This is a genomic window from Rhizobium fabae (assembly GCF_003985135.1).
Taxonomy (GTDB): Bacteria; Pseudomonadota; Alphaproteobacteria; order Rhizobiales; family Rhizobiaceae; genus Rhizobium; species Rhizobium pisi.
Genome location: NZ_ML133655.1, coordinates 14,798 through 32,837 on the forward strand (window position 1 = coordinate 14,798; position 18,040 = coordinate 32,837).

16 protein-coding genes are annotated in these 18,040 nt (G+C 61.5%); 14 read left to right on the forward strand and 2 right to left on the reverse strand.

Annotated features, from left to right (window positions below; genetic code table 11):
* Positions 1-35: 35 nt before the first annotated feature.
* From EFB14_RS22015 to EFB14_RS22040, 6 genes are read left to right on the forward strand one after another with little or no spacing between them, the layout of a single operon-like run.
* The gene (locus EFB14_RS22015) at positions 36-1,184 is read left to right on the forward strand and encodes a DegT/DnrJ/EryC1/StrS family aminotransferase (RefSeq protein ID WP_125846607.1); all 1,149 of its coding nucleotides are present in this window, start codon (positions 36-38) and stop codon (positions 1,182-1,184) included.
* A gap of 31 nt (positions 1,185-1,215) precedes the next feature.
* Positions 1,216-1,968 carry a cephalosporin hydroxylase family protein gene (locus EFB14_RS22020; RefSeq protein WP_126828888.1) on the forward strand — a complete coding sequence of 251 codons (753 nt, stop codon included), beginning with the start codon at positions 1,216-1,218 and terminating at the stop codon, positions 1,966-1,968.
* Positions 1,953-2,507 carry a GNAT family N-acetyltransferase gene (locus EFB14_RS22025; RefSeq protein ID WP_245438280.1) on the forward strand — a complete coding sequence of 185 codons (555 nt, stop codon included), beginning with the start codon at positions 1,953-1,955 and terminating at the stop codon, positions 2,505-2,507. The genes EFB14_RS22020 and EFB14_RS22025 overlap by 16 nt, the downstream gene beginning before the upstream one ends.
* Position 2,508: 1 nt before the next feature.
* A complete protein-coding gene (locus tag EFB14_RS22030; protein WP_125846609.1) occupies positions 2,509-3,234 on the forward strand; it encodes a WbqC family protein in 726 nt (241 codons plus the stop codon).
* Positions 3,231-4,091: a phytanoyl-CoA dioxygenase family protein gene (locus EFB14_RS22035; protein WP_126828889.1), complete on the forward strand. Its 861-nt coding sequence runs from the start codon at positions 3,231-3,233 to the stop codon at positions 4,089-4,091. Before EFB14_RS22030 ends, EFB14_RS22035 begins: the two co-directional genes overlap by 4 nt.
* Positions 4,088-5,245 (forward strand): methyltransferase domain-containing protein, encoded by a 1,158-nt coding sequence (locus EFB14_RS22040; protein WP_126828890.1) that lies wholly within the window; start codon positions 4,088-4,090, stop codon positions 5,243-5,245. The genes EFB14_RS22035 and EFB14_RS22040 overlap by 4 nt, the downstream gene beginning before the upstream one ends.
* A gap of 36 nt (positions 5,246-5,281) precedes the next feature.
* Here EFB14_RS22040 and EFB14_RS22045 read toward each other — a convergent pair whose 3' ends face one another.
* Positions 5,282-5,614: a hypothetical protein gene (locus EFB14_RS22045; RefSeq protein ID WP_125846612.1), complete on the reverse strand. Its 333-nt coding sequence runs from the start codon at positions 5,612-5,614 to the stop codon at positions 5,282-5,284.
* Positions 5,615-5,675: 61 nt separating this feature from the next.
* Positions 5,676-7,283, reverse strand: coding sequence for a GumC family protein (locus tag EFB14_RS22050; protein WP_125846613.1), 1,608 nt, complete (start codon positions 7,281-7,283; stop codon positions 5,676-5,678).
* Between the two features lie 137 nt (positions 7,284-7,420).
* Here EFB14_RS22050 and EFB14_RS22055 point away from each other — a divergent pair, with 137 nt between their 5' ends.
* The 8 genes from EFB14_RS22055 (at position 7,421) to EFB14_RS22090 (ending at position 17,899) form a co-directional block, all read left to right on the forward strand.
* Positions 7,421-8,470, forward strand: a complete 1,050-nt coding sequence (locus tag EFB14_RS22055) for a glycoside hydrolase family 5 protein (RefSeq protein WP_125846614.1) — start codon at positions 7,421-7,423, stop codon at positions 8,468-8,470.
* 2 nt (positions 8,471-8,472) lie between these two features.
* Entirely contained in the window at positions 8,473-9,753 is a 1,281-nt protein-coding gene (locus tag EFB14_RS22060) for a hypothetical protein (RefSeq protein WP_125846615.1), read from the forward strand.
* A 170-nt stretch (positions 9,754-9,923) separates the two neighbouring features.
* Positions 9,924-10,940, forward strand: a complete 1,017-nt coding sequence (locus EFB14_RS22065; RefSeq protein ID WP_126828891.1) for an acyltransferase family protein — start codon at positions 9,924-9,926, stop codon at positions 10,938-10,940.
* A gap of 216 nt (positions 10,941-11,156) precedes the next feature.
* Positions 11,157-12,041 (forward strand): formyltetrahydrofolate deformylase, encoded by an 885-nt coding sequence (gene purU / locus EFB14_RS22070; RefSeq protein ID WP_125846617.1) that lies wholly within the window; start codon positions 11,157-11,159, stop codon positions 12,039-12,041.
* Between the two features lie 118 nt (positions 12,042-12,159).
* The gene (locus tag EFB14_RS22075; protein ID WP_126828892.1) at positions 12,160-15,087 is read left to right on the forward strand and encodes an aminotransferase; all 2,928 of its coding nucleotides are present in this window, start codon (positions 12,160-12,162) and stop codon (positions 15,085-15,087) included.
* 519 nt (positions 15,088-15,606) lie between these two features.
* Positions 15,607-15,801, forward strand: a complete 195-nt coding sequence (locus tag EFB14_RS22080; protein WP_008525170.1) for a hypothetical protein — start codon at positions 15,607-15,609, stop codon at positions 15,799-15,801.
* A 127-nt stretch (positions 15,802-15,928) separates the two neighbouring features.
* Positions 15,929-16,924, forward strand: a complete 996-nt coding sequence (locus EFB14_RS22085) for a P1 family peptidase (RefSeq protein ID WP_126828893.1) — start codon at positions 15,929-15,931, stop codon at positions 16,922-16,924.
* 54 nt (positions 16,925-16,978) lie between these two features.
* Entirely contained in the window at positions 16,979-17,899 is a 921-nt protein-coding gene (locus EFB14_RS22090) for a LysR family transcriptional regulator (protein WP_126828894.1), read from the forward strand.
* Positions 17,900-18,040: the final 141 nt, after the last annotated feature.

The window sequence follows — 18,040 nt, forward strand, 5'->3', positions numbered from 1 at the left end:
GCGAGTTCCAGGCCCTCATCCCGAGAGAATAAGGCATGACGAACAGAATATTCTACACCAAACCATCGATCACCGAGCTGGAAACCGGTTATGCCGCCGATGCTGCCGCAAACGGTTGGGGCGCGCGCTGCTACGATTACATCAATCGCTTCGAGCGCGAATTCGGCGCCTATCTCGGCAGCGGGTTTGCAATCGCGACATCGAGCTGCACCGGCGCGATGCATATGGGGCTCGCCGCACTTGGCATCGGCCCCGGCGATGAGGTAATCCTTGCCGACACGAACTGGGTGGCGACCGTAGCACCCATCACGCATCTCGGCGCGAGCCCCGTCTTCGTCGATGTTCTGCCCGATACATGGTGCATCGATCCCGCTGCCGTCGAGCGCAGCATCACGCCGCACACCAGGGCGATCATCGCCACGCACATCTACGGCAATCTCTGCGACATGGATGCACTGATCGAAATCGGCAAGCGCACCGGTGTCGCCGTGATTGAAGACGCGGCCGAGGCGGTCGGCTCGGTCTGGCACGGTCGCCGCGCCGGCTCGATCGGCACCTTCGGCACCTTCTCCTTCCATGGCACCAAGACACTGACAACAGGCGAAGGCGGCATGTTCGTCACCAGCGACGCCGATCTTTACGAAAAGGTGCTGACGCTCAGCAACCACGGCCGTGCCCGCAGCCAGAAGAAACAGTTCTGGCCGGACGTGATTGGTTTTAAATACAAGATGTCGAACGTCCAGGCGGCTATCGGCTGTGCCCAGTTGGAGCGCATCGACGAGCTCGTCTCCCGCAAACGGGAAATTCTTGCCGCCTATATGATGCGCCTCTCGACGCTCACCGGCATCAGCATGAACCCGGAATATACCGGCACGATCAACGGTGCGTGGATGCCTACGGCCGTCTTCCACTCTGCCACCGGTATCACTCGCGAAATGCTGCAACAGGCTTTCGAAGCGGCCAATATCGATGCGCGCGTCTTCTTCCACCCGCTTTCCAGCCTTTCGATGTTCGAGGGAAAGCCTGCCAACATCAACGCCTGGAGCATTCCGGAGCGAGCGATCAACCTGCCGAGCTACCATGACATGAGCGAGGCCGATATCAATCGTGTCGCCGAGACGCTGATCTCGGTCGTCCGCAGCCATCAGGACAGCAGCGCCGTTCACCTCCGCCAGTCGGCCTGAGCACAGACTATACAGAAGGTTTCAGAGACTTATGACCATCAAGGACGATCGCCTCGAATTCGAAGCCCGCAAGCGCGAAATGTCGCTTGCGCTCGGCAAGGACGAAGACGCCTTCCAGCAGGCACTGAACACGCTGGTGGCGCTCGACAAGTATGATTACGCCTATCTCTGGTCCTGGATGGGCGTGCCGATCATTCAAATGCCTGCCGACGTGATGGCCACCCAGGAGGTAATCTGGAACACCAAGCCCGACATCATCATAGAAACAGGTGTGGCTCGCGGCGGCTCGATGATCTTCATGGCTTCGCTGCTGAAGGTGATCGGCAAAGGCAAGGTGATCGGAGTCGACATCGACATCCGCGCCCACAACCGCGATTCCATCGAGAAGCATCCGCTCTCGCCGTTGATCACGCTGATCGAAGGACCGTCGACCACGGCCGAGACGCTTGCCAAGGTCAAAGCCGAAATCCCGGCCGGCGCTTCCGTCATGGTCGTTCTCGACAGCGACCACAGCCGCGATCACGTTCTCGATGAGCTGCGCTGTTACGGCCCGCTGGTCACCGAGGGCCAGTATATCGTCGTCGCCGATACCCTGCTCGGCAGGGGGGACATGTCTCAGACGCCGACCAAGCGCTCGAAAATCTGGTATCCCGGTGATGAGCCCTACGCGGCGCTCAACACCTATCTCAAGGAGACAGACCGTTTCGAGACCGACGAGGCGCTGAACGGCAAGCTGGTGCTTTCCAGTTCGCCGGGAGGATATCTTAAATGCATCCGCGGATGACGGAGAGCCATCGCCATGTTCCGCGCCAGGCGCTGGTCAGACTGCGCCCGGTGGCGGATGGCGACCGGCCGCTGCTCTTTTCCCTCCGCCGCGACAACGCGCTCCAGTCACTCCTGCTGACGGTGCCCGATGCAACCGATGATGCGGCGCTCGACGCCTGGATCGAACGGCGGCGTACTGAGACGGGTGGGGCATTTCTCGTCATCGAGGATCAGAACAGCGGTAAGGCTGAGGGCTATGTGCAGATCACCCAGGTCCATCGCCGGAACGCGACCGGCTACGGTGGCATCGTTCTGGCGGAGGGCGCGCGCGGCCTCGGGCTCGGACGCGCGGCCCTTGCCGAGCTTGCACTCCATGCTTCCCGCGTGCTCGGTCTTCGCAAGCTGATGGCTGAAATCGACATCGACAACGCTGCCTCCATAGGTCTGCATCTATCGCTCGGCTATCGCGAGGTGGGTCTTCTCGAAGCGCATTTCGCCGACGCCAATGGCATGACGCGCGACGTGATGCTGTTCGAGCGACGACTGGGGGACGAGTGACATGACTGCCGTCGTCATTACCCAACCGATGCTGTTTCCGTGGCCGGGCTTTTTCGAACAGCTGATGATCGCCGACGGCTATATTTATCTCGACGATACGCAGTTTTCAAAGGGTAGCTTCACCAACCGCATTCAGCTTTTACGCAGCAACGATCGTTGCTGGATGACGATCCCTCTTGCCGGCAAGGGCAGCTTTCAGAAGATTTCCGAACTCACCGCGGCGGGCGAGGACTGGAAAGCAAGCCATCGCGCGCTGCTGCGCCAATCATTGCTCGGCGCGCCCTTCATCGACGATGCGCTTTCGATCTTCGACAGCGTCTATCGCCATTCCTCACTGCTGGAGCTGCTGATCGCCAGCATTGAGGAACCCGCCCGCTATCTCGGCATCGGCAAGAACCGAAAGATCGAGAAGACCAGCGAGATGGGCGTCGAGGGCACTTCCTGGCAGCGCGTGCTGGATATCGTGCTGAAGGCGAGCGGCACTCGCTATCTCACGGGTCACGGTGCGGCGAATTATCTCGACCACACCGCCTTCGAACAAGCCGGCGTGCATGTCGAATACATGAACTACAGCCGCACCCCCTGGCCTCAGCCGGTGGGTACGTTCACCCCCTATGTTTCTGTGCTCGATCTCATCGCCCGAATGGGTCCGGAGGCGCGTAATTGTCTCATCCCGGCCACGGTAGCGTGGCAAGACTTCCTGAAGGAGGAAACGGTCACATCATGACAAACGCAAACGCAAAGATCACCGACAGCCTGCGCGCTGATTTCGGCACCAGGGGCTACCTCGTTATGCGGGGCTTCTACGATCCGGCTGCCGACATCGCGCCGATCCAGGAAGGCATCCGCCAGGTCCTTGAAGTGATCTGCAAGAAGTACGGCGTCGACGCTCCGACCGAAACCACGCATGACGCCATGACGATCGCTTATCCGAAGCTGATCGCCAAGAACCGCTCATGGGGTGGTGAGGTCTATGACGCGATAAAGCAGATCCCCGCCTTCATGCGTCTCGTCACCAATATCACCAACGACGAAGCCTTCAAGGCACTACGTCCAGATAGTGTTCCGGGCATTGCCGCCGGTGGCTACGGGATCCGCATCGACAACCCCGGGGAAGAAAAATTCCGCGCCCAGTGGCATCAGGAATTCCCCGGCCAGCTGCGCAGCGTCGACGGCGTTGTATTCTGGACGCCACTTCTGCCGGTCACCCAGGACATGGGGCCGGTACAGATCGCCGAAGGCTCGCATGCCGAAGGCTTGGTTCCCGTTTACGAGGACGATGCCGGCGCCGGCAAGACGGGCGCTTACGCTCTGCATCTCGACCGCGCCGAAGAGCGCCTCGCCCGCTACAAGCATGTCGCGCCGCTGACCAATCCGGGTGACCTCGTGCTGATGGACTTCCTGACGCTGCACCAGTCGGGTCACAATGTCTCGACCACGCCGCGCTGGAGCATCCAGTTCCGCTACTTCAACTACCTCGAGCCGGTTGGCATCCGCATCGGCTGGAAGGGCTCGTTTGCCGCCGGCGTGAAATTCGCCGATGTGCTTCCGGAGCTTTCCGTTCGGCGCGAGGCGGCGGAATGACGGCTTGCCGTGTCTGCGGTGGGAAGATTGCGGCGCCGGCCTATGAAACACCGGCGCCTGCCCTCACCTCCATCATGACCCTTCTCAACATTCCGACGCGCGTCTATGTCTGCGACGGATGCGGCCACGCGCAGTGCGACGAGATTCCCGATATCGAGACCTTCTACGATACCGGCTATCGCATTTCGCTGAGCAGCGAGGGTCATGACCAGATCTTTGCGGTCAAGCCCGACGGCACCGTCATTTTCCGGACCGACCATCAGGCGGAGATTGCACGCAATCTGCTTGATCTTCCGCAGGGAGCGAGGCTTCTGGACTACGGTGCGGCAAAAGCCGACACGCTGCGCAAGATCATCGCCGCGCGTCCCGATATCGAGCCTCATGTTTTCGATGTTTCCACCGACTACGCTTCAGCCTGGAATGGCTGGATCGCGCCAGACGCGCAGGCCGCCTATGAGGTACCAGAAACGTGGAACGGCCGCTTCGATGCGGCGATGAGCCATTTCGTGATCGAGCATGTGGCCGACCCGGTTGGTTTCATTCGCGGGATACACAAGCTCCTGAAGCCGCGCGGCACACTGCTGCTTTCGATGCCCGACGTTTCGGCCAACCCCGGCGACATGACGGTGGCGGACCATGTCAACCACTTCAGCGAGGCTTCACTTCGGCGGGCGCTTGCCGCCGGCGGCTTCGAAGTATCGATGATCGACGTGACATCGTTCCCAGGAGCCTTCTTTGCCGTTGCGGTACGCAGCGAGACGCCGGCCAGGCCGGAGCAGGATGCCATTCTCGTGCGGCAGGCTGTCGAGCGTGGGCTGGAGATCTGCGATTTCTGGCGGACCTCGGCTGCCAACCTCGAAAAGCGGGCTGCTACCTTCCGCGGGCGCAAAGTAGCGATTTACGGTGCTGGCTTTTATGGAAGCTGGATCTTCAGCCGTATCGGCAATGATGTCGAGCTGACCGCCTTCCTCGACCAGAATCCGGGGCTGCAGAATACGGAGCATTTCGGCTACCCTGTGAGCGCACCGACGGCAATTGCCGAAGATGCGGAGGCGCTGTTTATCGGCCTCAATCCGCTAAAGGCGCGTGCCGCGATCGCTAGCATGCCCTATCTGCATAGGCCGGGTTTGGAACTGCTCTGGCTGGAAGCCTGAAACCGAACAGGCCCGCGGCGGCTTCGCCTCCGGCCCTCACCGCACCGGCTGAAAGTGGCCGCGCAGCGGGACCTTGTCGTCCATTGAGATGAAACCGTCGCGGTCGCAGACATACATGAGCGTCGGCATGCCGCCCGAGCGGAAGATCTCGTCGTGGCGGCGGCGGATGTGGACGGTCTCCGTGTGGCAATTATAGGATTCCTCCTCTTTCTTGTCCGGTTGCGCCTTAACACCGGGAAGACCCTTGTAGGGGTAGAGGGGTTGAACGTCCGATTTGACGGATTTCGTCCAGTCGACGGCCGATGCGGACGCTGGGGCAAGGCCCGACACGGCGACGAGCGATATCAGAAGCATCATCAGAGGCCGCATGGGAACTCTCCTGCCGGCGACAGGCCGCCTTTTCCCGATGTAGGAAAACCGATGGCCGTCATCAAGCGGCCCGGGCGGGTGATCTCTTGAAATAACTTCTGATGACGGGATGGCCGAAGAGACCGGCGAGGATCGCAAAGGCCGCACCGAGGAAGAAACCGGCGAGGGCACCGCCGATGATGCCGGCGATCAGCAGGATCTTTTTTCCCGGGCCATCGGGCTTGACCGGCGGTTCGGCCGGCGAGATGACGCGGATATTGCTTTGGCTGAGGCTCTGCTCCTCGCTCGTCTGGCCGGAGCGCTTCAGCACCGCCTCGTAGATATCGCGCGCGGCGGTCGCCTTGCGCTGCAATTCGTTCAGTTCCACCTGCTTGTCCGAAATACCCGCCTGCAGCGCCTTCTGGACGGAAAGCTCCTTGGCGACGCTATCCTCCGCCGCCTTCGCCTGCTCGTATTCGCCCCTTGCAGAGGTGGCAAGGCGCTGCAATTCGCCCCTGATTTCGCCAGATATGCTCTGCAGCGAGGAGCGGGCCGCCTGCAGGCGCGGATGGCGTGTGCCCATCTGGCTTTCGAGGCTGCCGACCGCGGCCGCCTGGGTGGCATATTGCTGGCGCAGGCTGACGAGCGGCGAGGTGACGCCGCCCTCCGTCTGGTTGCCGGCAACGATGTCTTCGACGCGGAGATTGGCGACGGCATCAGCGCGTGCCTTGGCCTGAATGGTCTTTTCCTGCGCCGTCACCAGCAGCGTGTTCAGCGAGGCGAGCCTTTGATCAGAGATCAGGTTGCCTTCGGTCGCGGCCATATCGTTGTCGGCGCGGAAGGTTTCGACAGCCTGTTCGGCCTCCAGCACTTTCTGGCGCAGATCGTTGAGGCGTCCGTCGAGCGTCGAGGAGGTGTTTTCGTAGATGCCGTTCGAGGCGCTGTTTTCCTCCTCAGTGAAGGAGGTGACGACCTGGTTGGCAAGCCTTGCGGATTTCTCGGGGTCGTTCGTGGTGGCGGCAAGCGAAACGACATAGGTGCTGGCCTGGCGGGTGATAACAAGCGTCTTCTGCAGGGCGCCGATCACGGCGGCGCCATCCGTCCTGCCGCCGGTGAATTCGGGATCCTGGTCGAGCTTCATGGCTTCGACGACACGCCGCAACACATTGCCCGAGGTCAGGATCTGCACCTGGCTGTCGATCAGCGCCGAGATCATTTCCGGCGAGGGGCCGGAGGATTGCGTCCCGGCATCGGCAAGGCCGATCTGGCGCGGATCGAAATAAAGGCTGCTCACGGCGGTGAACTTCTGCGCGATGGTGGGCGCCACCACTCCGCCAGCGGCAGCCCCGAGCAGCGCCAGACCGAGCACGATCAGCCGGCGGCCCCAGATCGCGGCAATACTGGAGCGAAGATCGATCAGTGGCGCGGCCGGTGCGGGTGCAGCGTTCGACGGCGTATTTACGGCAGGCCGTTCGGCAGGCGCCGGCGCCGGGCGCTCGTATCGGCGGGCTTCTGTAACACTTGCGGGTGGTGCAAAGGGGGGCGGGGCAGGTTCGGGCGCCGGACGGGCGAACTCGTCCGGGCGGACGACTGGGCTGCGCATGCGCACGCCTTCCGGCGCAGTCTGAGAGGGCTCATAACTGCGCCAGCCGGGCAGCCGACTTACCCTGTTCCTGTCATACTGGTTCATACGCGCACTCGTATCCCGCCCAGCGTGAAATAGACTGAGGCCGAGGTGATGAGACTTTAGAAATTCTTAGCTAACGGACCGTTAAATTATCGACCGCGACGCTGATGTTGCGATTTGCCGCAATTACAGGGATGGCCATGAAGACGAAACGACAGCTGATCGCGGTGCTGCTTGCGGCCGCCCTCGCCCCGTCGGCGGCTCCTGCAGCCGACGCTCCCTGTTACCGCGGCGTCAATCTCTCCGGCGGTGAATATGGCGATCGCGACGGCACCTACGGTACGAACTACACCTATCCCAGCGAAGATACGATCCGCTATTTCGCCGAAAAGGGCATGACGATCATCCGGCTGCCCTTCCGCTGGGAGCGGCTGCAACCGGCACTCGGCGGTCGGCTCGACGATGACGAGATCAAGCGGCTCAAGGATACCGTCGGCCTGATCCGCAAGCATCACATGGCCGTTCTGCTCGACCCGCATAATTTCGGCTATTACGACAAGACGCAAGTCGGCACGGCGCCGGCGACGAATGCCGCATTCGCCGATTTCTGGGCCAGGCTCGCCGTCGAATTCGCCAATCGGGACGGCGTTCTCTTCGGCCTGATGAACGAGCCGCACGACATCAAGGCGACGGCCTGGCTCAATGCCGCCAATGCAGCGATCCGCAGCATTCGCGCCGTCGGCGCACGCAATCTCGTCCTCGTGCCTGGCACCGCCTGGAGCGGGGCCGCCAGCTGGGAAAAGGATGTGATCGGCGGCGCCAACGGCACTGTCATGCTCGGCGTGCGCGATCCGCTCGACTTCTACGCTTTCGAGGTCCACCAGTATCTCGACGCCGATTCCTCCGGAACCCATCCGACCTGCGAGGGTGCGGGCGCCGCAGTCGAGGCGATCGCCGGGGTTACAGCCTGGCTGAAGCGGAACCACAAACGCGGCTTCCTCGGTGAATTCGGCGCCTCCGCCGACAAGGACTGCCTGAGCGGGCTCGCCGAGATCTACACTACCATGTCAGGCAATAGCGACGCCTGGCTCGGCTGGTCCTATTGGGCCGCGGGTGAATGGTGGCCGGCGAACGAACCTTTCAACGTCCAGCCGCGTGAAGGCGCCGAACGGCCTCAGATGCGGCTTCTCGCCGGAGCGGCGAAAGCGAAAGCCGGCGCATGCACCGCCGTCAAGCCGGTGGAGAACTGAAGATGGCGGTCAGCGACCACAAGACTGCAGCCTTTGCCGTTGCCGGCAACCGGCTCGATGCGGCCGGCGAGGCATCGCGCACCGATTATCCGGTGCTGTGGCTCGGCCTGCTCTCTGTGCTCTATAACGGCATTCTCGCCTTCATCAATCACAATATCATGCCGCTCTCGATGACGCATGTCGCCGCCAGCGAGGGCCTGATCATGGCGAGCGCCATCATCTACATCCTGCACAAGGGGATTTACGAGACCGACCTTCCGGCCTTCCTATTCCTGCTGTTCACGCTCGTCGTGACCATCTATGTCAGCGTGCTCAACCGCATGCTGTTCATCGATCATTTCCGCAACGTGCTGATCATCTTCTGCTTCACCGGGCTCGGGGGCTGGAGCAATGAAAAAACGATGAAGCTCGCCTTTCGCTGGGCGAGTCTTGTCGTCATGATCTTCCTGATCTTCGAGATCGCCAGCGTGCCGTTTTATGTCAGCATCGTCCATCCGTCCGATTATTTCGCCAATACGCGCGGGCTGCTACCGCTGAGCTACAACACGACGGGCCTCTTCCAGAACGCCCTCGGCTTTCCCGAGCGCTTCTCCTTCGGCATCATCGACCACCGTTCCTCTTCGATCTTCCTCGAGCAGGTGTCGCTTGCCAATTTCTGCGGCGTGATCGCGGTCTACCTGATTTCGATGTGGGAAAAGCTTGGGCGCTGGGACAGGCTGCTGATGATCGGCACGGCCGTGTTGATCCTGGTGACCAACGATACACGCACCATGCTGATCTTCTGCTTTGCCTGCATCGTCGGCTATTTCGTCTTTCCGAAGATCCCGAAGAATTTCAACCTGCTGCTGATGCCGCTGATCGTCGCTGCGGGTTTTCTCGTCTACACCTTGAAACCCAATGCGACAGGTGACAATTTTACCGGCCGCATCAACCTGACGATGAAGAAGGTCATGGATCTCGATCCGCTCGCCATCCTTGGGCTTTCGGTCGACCGGGTCGCCGAATTCGCCGACAGCGGCTACGTCTACCTGATCTACGCAGCAACGATCTTCGGCGTCATCGCCTTGTGGCTGTTCGTCTGCCTCTTTCCCGCCGGGCGCACGGCGGCGCAGCGGCGCTGCGCCCATTCACTTTCTCTTTTCATTTTTCTGAATATGATGATCGGGGGAACCGCTGTTTTCTCGATGAAGATTGCCGGTCTCCTGTGGTTTGTCGTCGGGTATATGCGTTTCCACGACAATCCGCGCATCCGGCAGGGTCGTCCGGCAGATGTATTGAGTTGACCGCAGCGGCGCGGCTGAGACCGGCGCCCGCGTGAGCCCTAGAACAGGATGATTTTAGTCCAAATCGGCCTAAAATCTGAATCCTGTTCTAAATCAAAGAAATAGAGCATGATGTCGTCCGAAAACCGCCCACACTTTTCGGCATCATGCTCTAGGGAGCAAGACGCTCGATGCTTGTCCAGCTTCAATATCTGCGCGCCATCGCGGCGCTGATGGTGGTCTATTTCCATGCGATATTGCAGCTTGCCAAGGTCAATCCAGCGGTCGACGCCACGGCCTTCATCTATGGCGAAACCGGTGTCGACATCTTCTTCGTGTTGAGCGGCTTCGTGATGTGGCTGACGACGAGCGGACGATCGATGAGCCCGGTCGAATTCGCCCGCCGGCGCATCAGGAGGATCGTGCCGCTCTATTGGCTGGCGACGCTGTTTTCGGCTGTCGTAGCGATGGTGGCCCCGTCGTTGCTGAAATCGACGGTCTTCGACCTGCCGCACCTCATCGCCTCGCTCTTCTTCCTGCCGTGGAGCAATCCCGCCGATCCCAGCACGATCACTCCGGTCGTCGTTCCAGGCTGGACGCTGAATTACGAAATGTTCTTCTACTTCGTGTTCGCGCTGCTGCTGCCGCTTTCGGAAATCCGCCGCATCCCGGCAATGCTTGCCGTCTTTGCCGTCATCCTGATCGCCTGCCGGCTGTTGCCGGAAACGACGGCCACCCGCTTCTACGGCGAGCCGATCATATTGGAGTTCCTTGCCGGCGTCGTACTCGGCTGGCTCTACGGGCAAAAGGTTCTTCTGCCGAGCCGCTGGGCATGGGCGGCGCTTGCCATGGGCTTTGCATTTCTGTTCATCAACGAGGCGTTGATGCGGCCGGAAAGCCGGTTTTACGCCTGGGGCATACCGGCAATCTTCATTATCTACGGCGCCGTTTCCATCGACTTTTCCAGGCTACCCGTCATCGGCTGGCTGAACTATCTCGGCGACTGCTCATACAGCATCTACATCACGCACGCCTTCACTCTGGCCTTCCTCAGGATCGCCGCCGACCGCCTGCCAATCGGCATCCTGCAGCAACCGGTGCTCTTCGTGATCCTTTCGCTGGTGCTCTCGTCGATCGGCGGCGCCATCATCCATGAAATCACGACGCCCCGCCGGAAAGTCGCGGTGGCGAGCCATCCGCCGGCTTAAACCGCATCGAAGGCGAGAATACGCATCCAAGCGGCGCTGACGGCACAGTTTTTTGCGCAACTTCTCCTAAGCTTCAGACTTGGCAATGAGAGAACTTGCAGACGCGTGATGGTTTCTCTTGCAATTTGTCGCATGAATGAAAGCGCGCCGGCCTGTTCGCGGCCCGGGCTTTGATCTAAGCACGGCGGCGGCCTTGCAGAGGGAAGAGGGAAAGACATGAAAAGCTATGTATTGACGGTATCCTGCCAATCGACGCGCGGCATCGTGGCGGCGATTTCGAGCTATCTGGCCGAGAAGGGCTGCAACATCATCGACAGCTCGCAGTTCGACGATCTCGATACCGGCAAGTTCTTCATGCGTGTCAGCTTCATTTCGGAAGAGGGGCTTTCGGGCGCCGAGATCGGTGCCGATTTTGCCGCCGTCGCCGCGCCCTTCGCGATGGAGTACGAATTCCACGACAGCGAGAAGCGCATGAAGGTGCTGCTGATGGTGTCGCGCTTCGGCCATTGTCTCAACGACCTGCTCTACCGCTGGAAGATCGGCGCCCTGCCGATCGACATCGTCGGCGTCGTCTCCAACCATTTCGATTACCAGAAGGTTGTCGTCAACCACGACATCCCCTTCCACCATATTCCCGTCACTAAGGCCAACAAGGTGCAGGCCGAGGCCCGCATCATGGAAGTCGCCGAGCAGACCGGCACCGAGCTGATCGTGCTGGCCCGCTACATGCAGATCCTGTCGGACGAGATGTGCCAGAAGATGTCGGGCAAAATCATCAACATCCATCATTCCTTCCTGCCGAGCTTCAAGGGCGCCAATCCTTACAAGCAGGCCTACGGCCGCGGCGTGAAGCTGATCGGGGCGACGGCGCATTACGTCACCGCCGATCTCGACGAAGGCCCGATCATCGAGCAGGACACGGCGCGCATCACCCATGCGCAGTCGCCCGACGACTATGTCTCGATCGGCCGCGATGTCGAAAGCCAGGTGTTGGCGCGTGCCATCCACGCCCATATCCACCACCGCACCTTCATCAACGGCAATCGCACCGTGGTCTTCCCGGCAAGCCCGGGAAGCTACGCATCCGAACGCATGGGTTGAGAGCGGCCGAGGGTCTACATCTCTTTTGTTCGCGAGCGACAATCTCCCGTTGCCTGCCGGCGGCAAGTACTTGATTATCTCATTCAATAGGTAATCGAATCATGCTGCGGGGGGTGTCATGACCGACGAGGCGCTTGTTGATCGCATGACGCTGCCGCGTCCCGACGTCACCGTCGCGGACGCGGAAGAGATCCTTCTTGCCCACTACAGCCTGTCCGGCACGCTCACCGAACTCGGCAGCCAGCAGGATCGAAACTATCGCGTCGATACCGATCGCGGCTGCTACGTCCTGAAGATCTGCCACGCCGCTTACGAGACCCGGGAACTCGAAGCGCAGAATGCGGCGATTCATCACCTCAAAGGTAAGCAAGACGCGCCGCGCGTTCCAGATGTGATCGCCACCAATGACGGGCGGGAGATCGTCGTCTTTACAACGCGCGGGCAGGGCTACCAGGTCCGGCTGCTGCAATATCTGGAAGGCCAGGGGCTGACGGAACTGTCCTACGTGGCACCGGCCTCCGTCGCGGCGCTGGGCGCGCTCTGTGCGCGGCTGGCGCGGGCGCTTGCCGATTTCAGCCATCCCGGTCTCGACCGCAGCCTGCAATGGGATCTCCGGCGCGCAGGGCCGGTCGCTGTGCAGCTGCTTTCCGCCATCACCGACAGCGCCGCGCGCGACCGGATCGCCAAGACCATGGTGATGGCCGTTCGCCGCATCCAGCCCTTGGCGCCATCGCTTCGGCTGCAGGCCGTGCATCACGACGTCACCGGCGACAATGTCGTCGGCCATCGCGACGCCCGTGGCCACACAATTCCCGACGGGGTGATCGATTTCGGCGACATCATCCGCGGCTGGCTGGTCGGCGACCTCGCCGTCACTTGCGCATCGCTGCTGCATCAGGCCGACGGCGACCCTTTTCACATCCTGCCTGCCGTCACCGCCTATCAGGCTATCTATCCGCTGAGCGAGGACGAGTTGAAGGCGCTCTGGCCCTTGGTCGTCGCACGCGCGGTCATCCTCGTTGCAAGCAGCGAGCAGCAGATTTCGATCGATCCCGACAATGACTACGTTCGCGGCAATCTCGACGACGAGCGGGCGATCTTCGATACGGCGATGTCCGTTCCCTTCGAACTGATGGAAGCGGCGATCCTCAGGGCTGCCGGCGTCGATATCGCCGCCCCGGAAACGTCGGGATGGCTGCCATTACTGCCCGACATCGATCCCGCTGGGATCGCCTATGTCGATCTGGGGGTGCTGAGCCCGCATTTTTCCGCCGGCAACTGGCTGAACGCCGACATGGACTGGCGGCTGCTTGCCCGTGCCGCAACCGAAAACGGCGCGGCTGCGACGCGCTATGGCGAATATCGGCTTTCCCGCGCCGGCCTCGGAGCCGCGAAGACACAGGCGACCTGCGCGCTGCATATCGACATATGCCTGGCCACAGGAAGCGCGATTGCGGCTCCCTTTGCCGGTCGAATCGGCTGGAAGGACCAGCATCTGACACTTGCCGGCGACAATATGACCCTGCATCTCGACGGGCTCGACGCCGCAGTCGAGGATGGAACCGAGGTTGCTGGCGGCGATCCGCTCGGCGCGGTTGTCGGAGAGGTTTCGTCGCTCGGCGGACTGCGCGTCCAGCTTTGCAGCGTCGCAGGCCTGGAACCGCCGCTGTTTGCCACGCCGCGCGAGGCGGCGGCCTGGTCGGTGCTCTGCCCCTCGCCTTCGCAACTTCTCGGCGGCGACGCGGATGCGACGCAGCCTGAAATTGCCGAGCTGCTCGCCAGGCGGCAGGCGCATCTCGCACGGCCGCAGAAGAACTATTACGCGGCGCCGCCTCAGATCGAGCGCGGCTGGAGGGAGCATTTGTTCGATGTCGAAGGTCGCGCCTATCTCGACATGGTCAACAACGTTACCATCCTCGGCCATGGCCATCCGAGACTCGCAGCGGCGATCAACGCGCAATGGCTGCGGCTCAACACCAATTCGCGTTTTCACTATGCCGCGATCACCGAATTTTCCGAACAGCTCGCAGCTCTTGCGCCGGACGGGCTCGACGCGGTCTTTCTTGTCAACAGCGGCTCGGAGGCGAACGACCTGGCGCTTCGGCTGGCGCAAGCACATAGCGGCGCGCGCAACATGCTCTGCCTGCTCGAAGCCTACCATGGCTGGTCTGTGGCAAGCGATGCCGTCTCCACCTCGATCGCCGACAATCCGCGGGCGCTCGGCACCCGGCCGGACTGGGTGCATGCCGTCCTGTCGCCGAATACCTATCGCGGCACGTTCCGCGGTCCTGATACCGCAGCGAATTATCTCGGCGCGGTAACACCGGTGCTGGAGGCGATCGACGCCGGCGGCGAAGGCCTTGCGGGGTTCATCTGCGAATCCGTCTACGGCAATGCCGGCGGCATTCCGTTGCCGGAGGGTTATCTCAGGGAAATCTACGCGCAGGTGCGCGCCCGCGGCGGCCTCTGCATCGCCGACGAAGTGCAGGTCGGCTATGGCAGGCTCGGGCATTATTTCTGGGGCTTCGAGCAGCAGGGAGTCGCGCCCGACATCATCACCATCGCCAAGAGCATGGGCAACGGACATCCGCTCGGCGCCGTCATTACCACGCGCGAGATCGCCGAATCGCTGGAGAAGGAGGGCGCCTTCTTTTCCTCCACCGGCGGCAGCCCGGTCAGCTGCGTGGCCGGCATGACGGTGCTCGAAATCATGGCCGAGGAGAGGTTGCAGGACAACGCCCGAACGGTCGGCGATCATCTGAAGGCGCGGCTTGCGGCGCTGATCGACCGCTATCCGATCGCCGGCGCCGTGCACGGGATGGGGCTCTATCTCGGCCTCGAATTCGTCCGCGACAGAACGACGCTCACGCCGGCGACGGAAGAGACGGCTGCGATCTGCGATCGGCTTCTCGAACTCGGCGTCATCATGCAGGCGACCGGCGATCACCAAAATGTGCTGAAGATCAAACCGCCGCTTTGCCTCAGCATCGAAAGTGCGGATTTCTTCGCCGACATGCTGGAAAAGGTGCTTGCCGAAGGCTGGTGAACCGGGGATTCCGGCGTTAACCAAATCGGTCATTTTGCGGCATTTCGACTTTTAATGATGAAGCCCATTGCCTGAATCAGGCTGGCTTCCTATCTCTGCTGCGACGATCGATCGATTGCGATTCTGTCATGCGAATTTTACGAAGAGCTGATATGTTTCTTTCTGTAAATTTCGAGTGAGACGGAATGAATTTTTTCGGATCGTCGATATTTTGACACGTTTCGGAATATGTTTCTGACAGGCTATCGGGTAATCTCTACTAAGTTAGTAGATATTGAAGACAGCCATCACCGGCCCCGGACTTCACGGGACCCCTCAAGCGCAACGCCAATGCAAGGAACGAGACATGATAGACATCGATATTCTCGCCACTCTCCTTGGGCGATCCGTGCTTGGCAATGACCGTCCGGGCGCCCTCTCCCGCCCGAACTGTCGAATGTGACGTTCGTCCTCCTTTCAACGGTACCAGACAAGTCAATTCGCCATGGCTGTGCATGTCGCGCGGCAGGAGTTCTATCTATGAAGAAGCAAGTTATCGAATATGCAGGCGTTCCCGTCGGGATCGTCATTCCCGATGAAGATCGGTTGAAATTCATCGCCGTGAAATTCCACGTCCACGACCTCGACGAGCAGCGTTTCCGCTCGCCCGATGAGGTGCGGCTGGCCATCCATGACCTGATGACCCGCCGTCATCCGAAGCCGCTTCATGCCTGACGGCATGAGGCCGGCCCCGACTTTCACGGCTTTTCCGATGTTCGACCGGTCCTGCCACAGGGCCGGTCTTGTTTTTTGAGGGCATTTGCAGTCCTATCGGCCGGCGTGCCGCCATCAGGATCAGCCCTTGCCCGATCTTCTCAATCTGCTCACCGACATCGAAGGCGTTTCCGTTGGCCATGCGACCGACCTCGTGCTCGGATCCGGTGTCACCGCAATCGTCTTCGACGAGCCGGCCGTCGCATCCGGCACGGTACTCGGGGGTGCGCCGGGCGGGCGCGACACGAGCCTGCTCGACCCGTCCATGACCGTCAGTGCCGTCGATGCCTTCGTGCTCTCGGGCGGCTCCGCCTTCGGGCTCGATGCCGCAGGCGGCGTGCAGGCGGGCCTGCGTGAACTCGGCCGCGGTTTTGCGGTCGGGCCGGTCAAGATCCCGATCGTGCCGCAGGCGATCCTGATGGACCTGCTGAACGGCGGCGACAAGGATTGGGGGCTTCACTCCCCCTATCGCGACATGGGCTATGCGGCATTGAAGGCCGCCGCCAAGGGCGCATTCGCGCTCGGCACAGTCGGCGCCGGCACCGGGGCGACAACCGCCACCTTCAAGGGCGGGCTTGGCTCGGCGAGCGCCGTCAGCAGCGCCGGGCATCGCGTCGCGGCTGTTGTCGCGGTCAATGCGCTCGGCTCGGCAACGATCGGGGCGGGACCGCATTTCTGGGCAGCCCCCTTCGAAAAAGATGACGAATTTGGCGGGCTCGGCATGCCTGATTCAACTGACCACAGGATGCGGCTGAAGGGGATGAGCGTTCCTGCGACGACGATCGGCGCTGTCGTGACCGACGCGCAGCTGACGAAGGCCGAAGCGCACCGGCTTTCGCTTGCCGGCCATGACGGCCTCGCCCGGGCGCTGCTGCCGGCGCATCTGCCGCTTGACGGCGACACGGTCTTTGCCGCGTCGACAGCCAAGCATCGAAGAGACGATATGGCGAGCCTGATGGAGCTTTGCCACCTCGCCACCATCGTCACGGCGCGGGCGATCGCCCGCGGGATCTACGAGGCAACCGCCCTGCCGGTCGAGGGCGCGCAAAAGGCTTGGCGCGACCGCTACCCGAACGGCGGCTGATTGAATAAGGTCGGAACCGAAAAGATCGACCATGCCAATGGCGGAGAGACGTGAATGCAGATCCGGGCGCTGATGTATTTCGACGAGCTGGTCAGGACCAACTCGATGCGCCAGGCTGCCGAGAACCTCAATGTCGCGCCGACGGCGATCAGCCGGCAGATCGAGAACCTCGAATATCATTTCGGCGCGCCGCTTGTCGAACGCAGCGCTCGCGGCGTCAAGCTGACGGCGGCAGGAGAGCTGCTCGCCGCCCGCGCCGGCCGGACGCTGCGCGAACTCGACCATGTGCAGCAGCTGATCGAAGACCTGAAGGGCCTGGAGCGCGGCCATGTCAGCATCTATGCCAATGGCGCCACGGTTACCAATCTGCTGGCTCCGGCGCTTGCCGAATTCAGCCTGAAATATCCAAAGCTGCGCTTTACCGTGACGATCGCCAGTGCGCGACAGGCGGTCGATGCCGTCAGCAGCGCCGAGGGGGATATTGCGGTGACGCTGTTTGCGCCTGCTATGTCAGGCACCAAGATAAGGCTGCGTTCCGAGATCGCCTATGATCTCATCGTCACGCCACAGCATCCGGCGGCAGCACTTGCCGAAATCCCACTGCGAAAGCTCGTCGACTATGCACTGGCGCTGCCGGAGCAATCCTTCGGCTTTCGCCAAGCCTTCGACGCACTGATTGCGAAGGAGGGGCTAAGCCTCGATCCCGTCTTCGTCACGAGCTCACTGGAAATGCTGAAGGAACTCGTGCTCAGCGGTGCTGCGGCGACCTTGCTGCCGGCGCTGACCGTCCGGCGCGAAATCGAAGCGGGGCAGCTTAGCGCCATTCCTCTTGCCGGCAAGAAAGGCATCCGCACCCATGTCGATCTCTGCGTCGCCCCGGATCGGCAGCTGTCCTTCGCGGCGACGAAGCTGATCGACTTCATCGAGACGTTCATGCGCGATCGCACGAACCTCCGGGCCGACACGAAAGACTGACACTTCCGGCTTGCATCGGCGACGGATTTGGTGTGTAGCTTTTTCGGCTACACTGCACACACGAAATCGACATTATGTGTGCACTGATGCCGCCGCTTTATCCGCAAAAGGCCTTCGTCATCGAGCGCGGCCGGGCAGAGG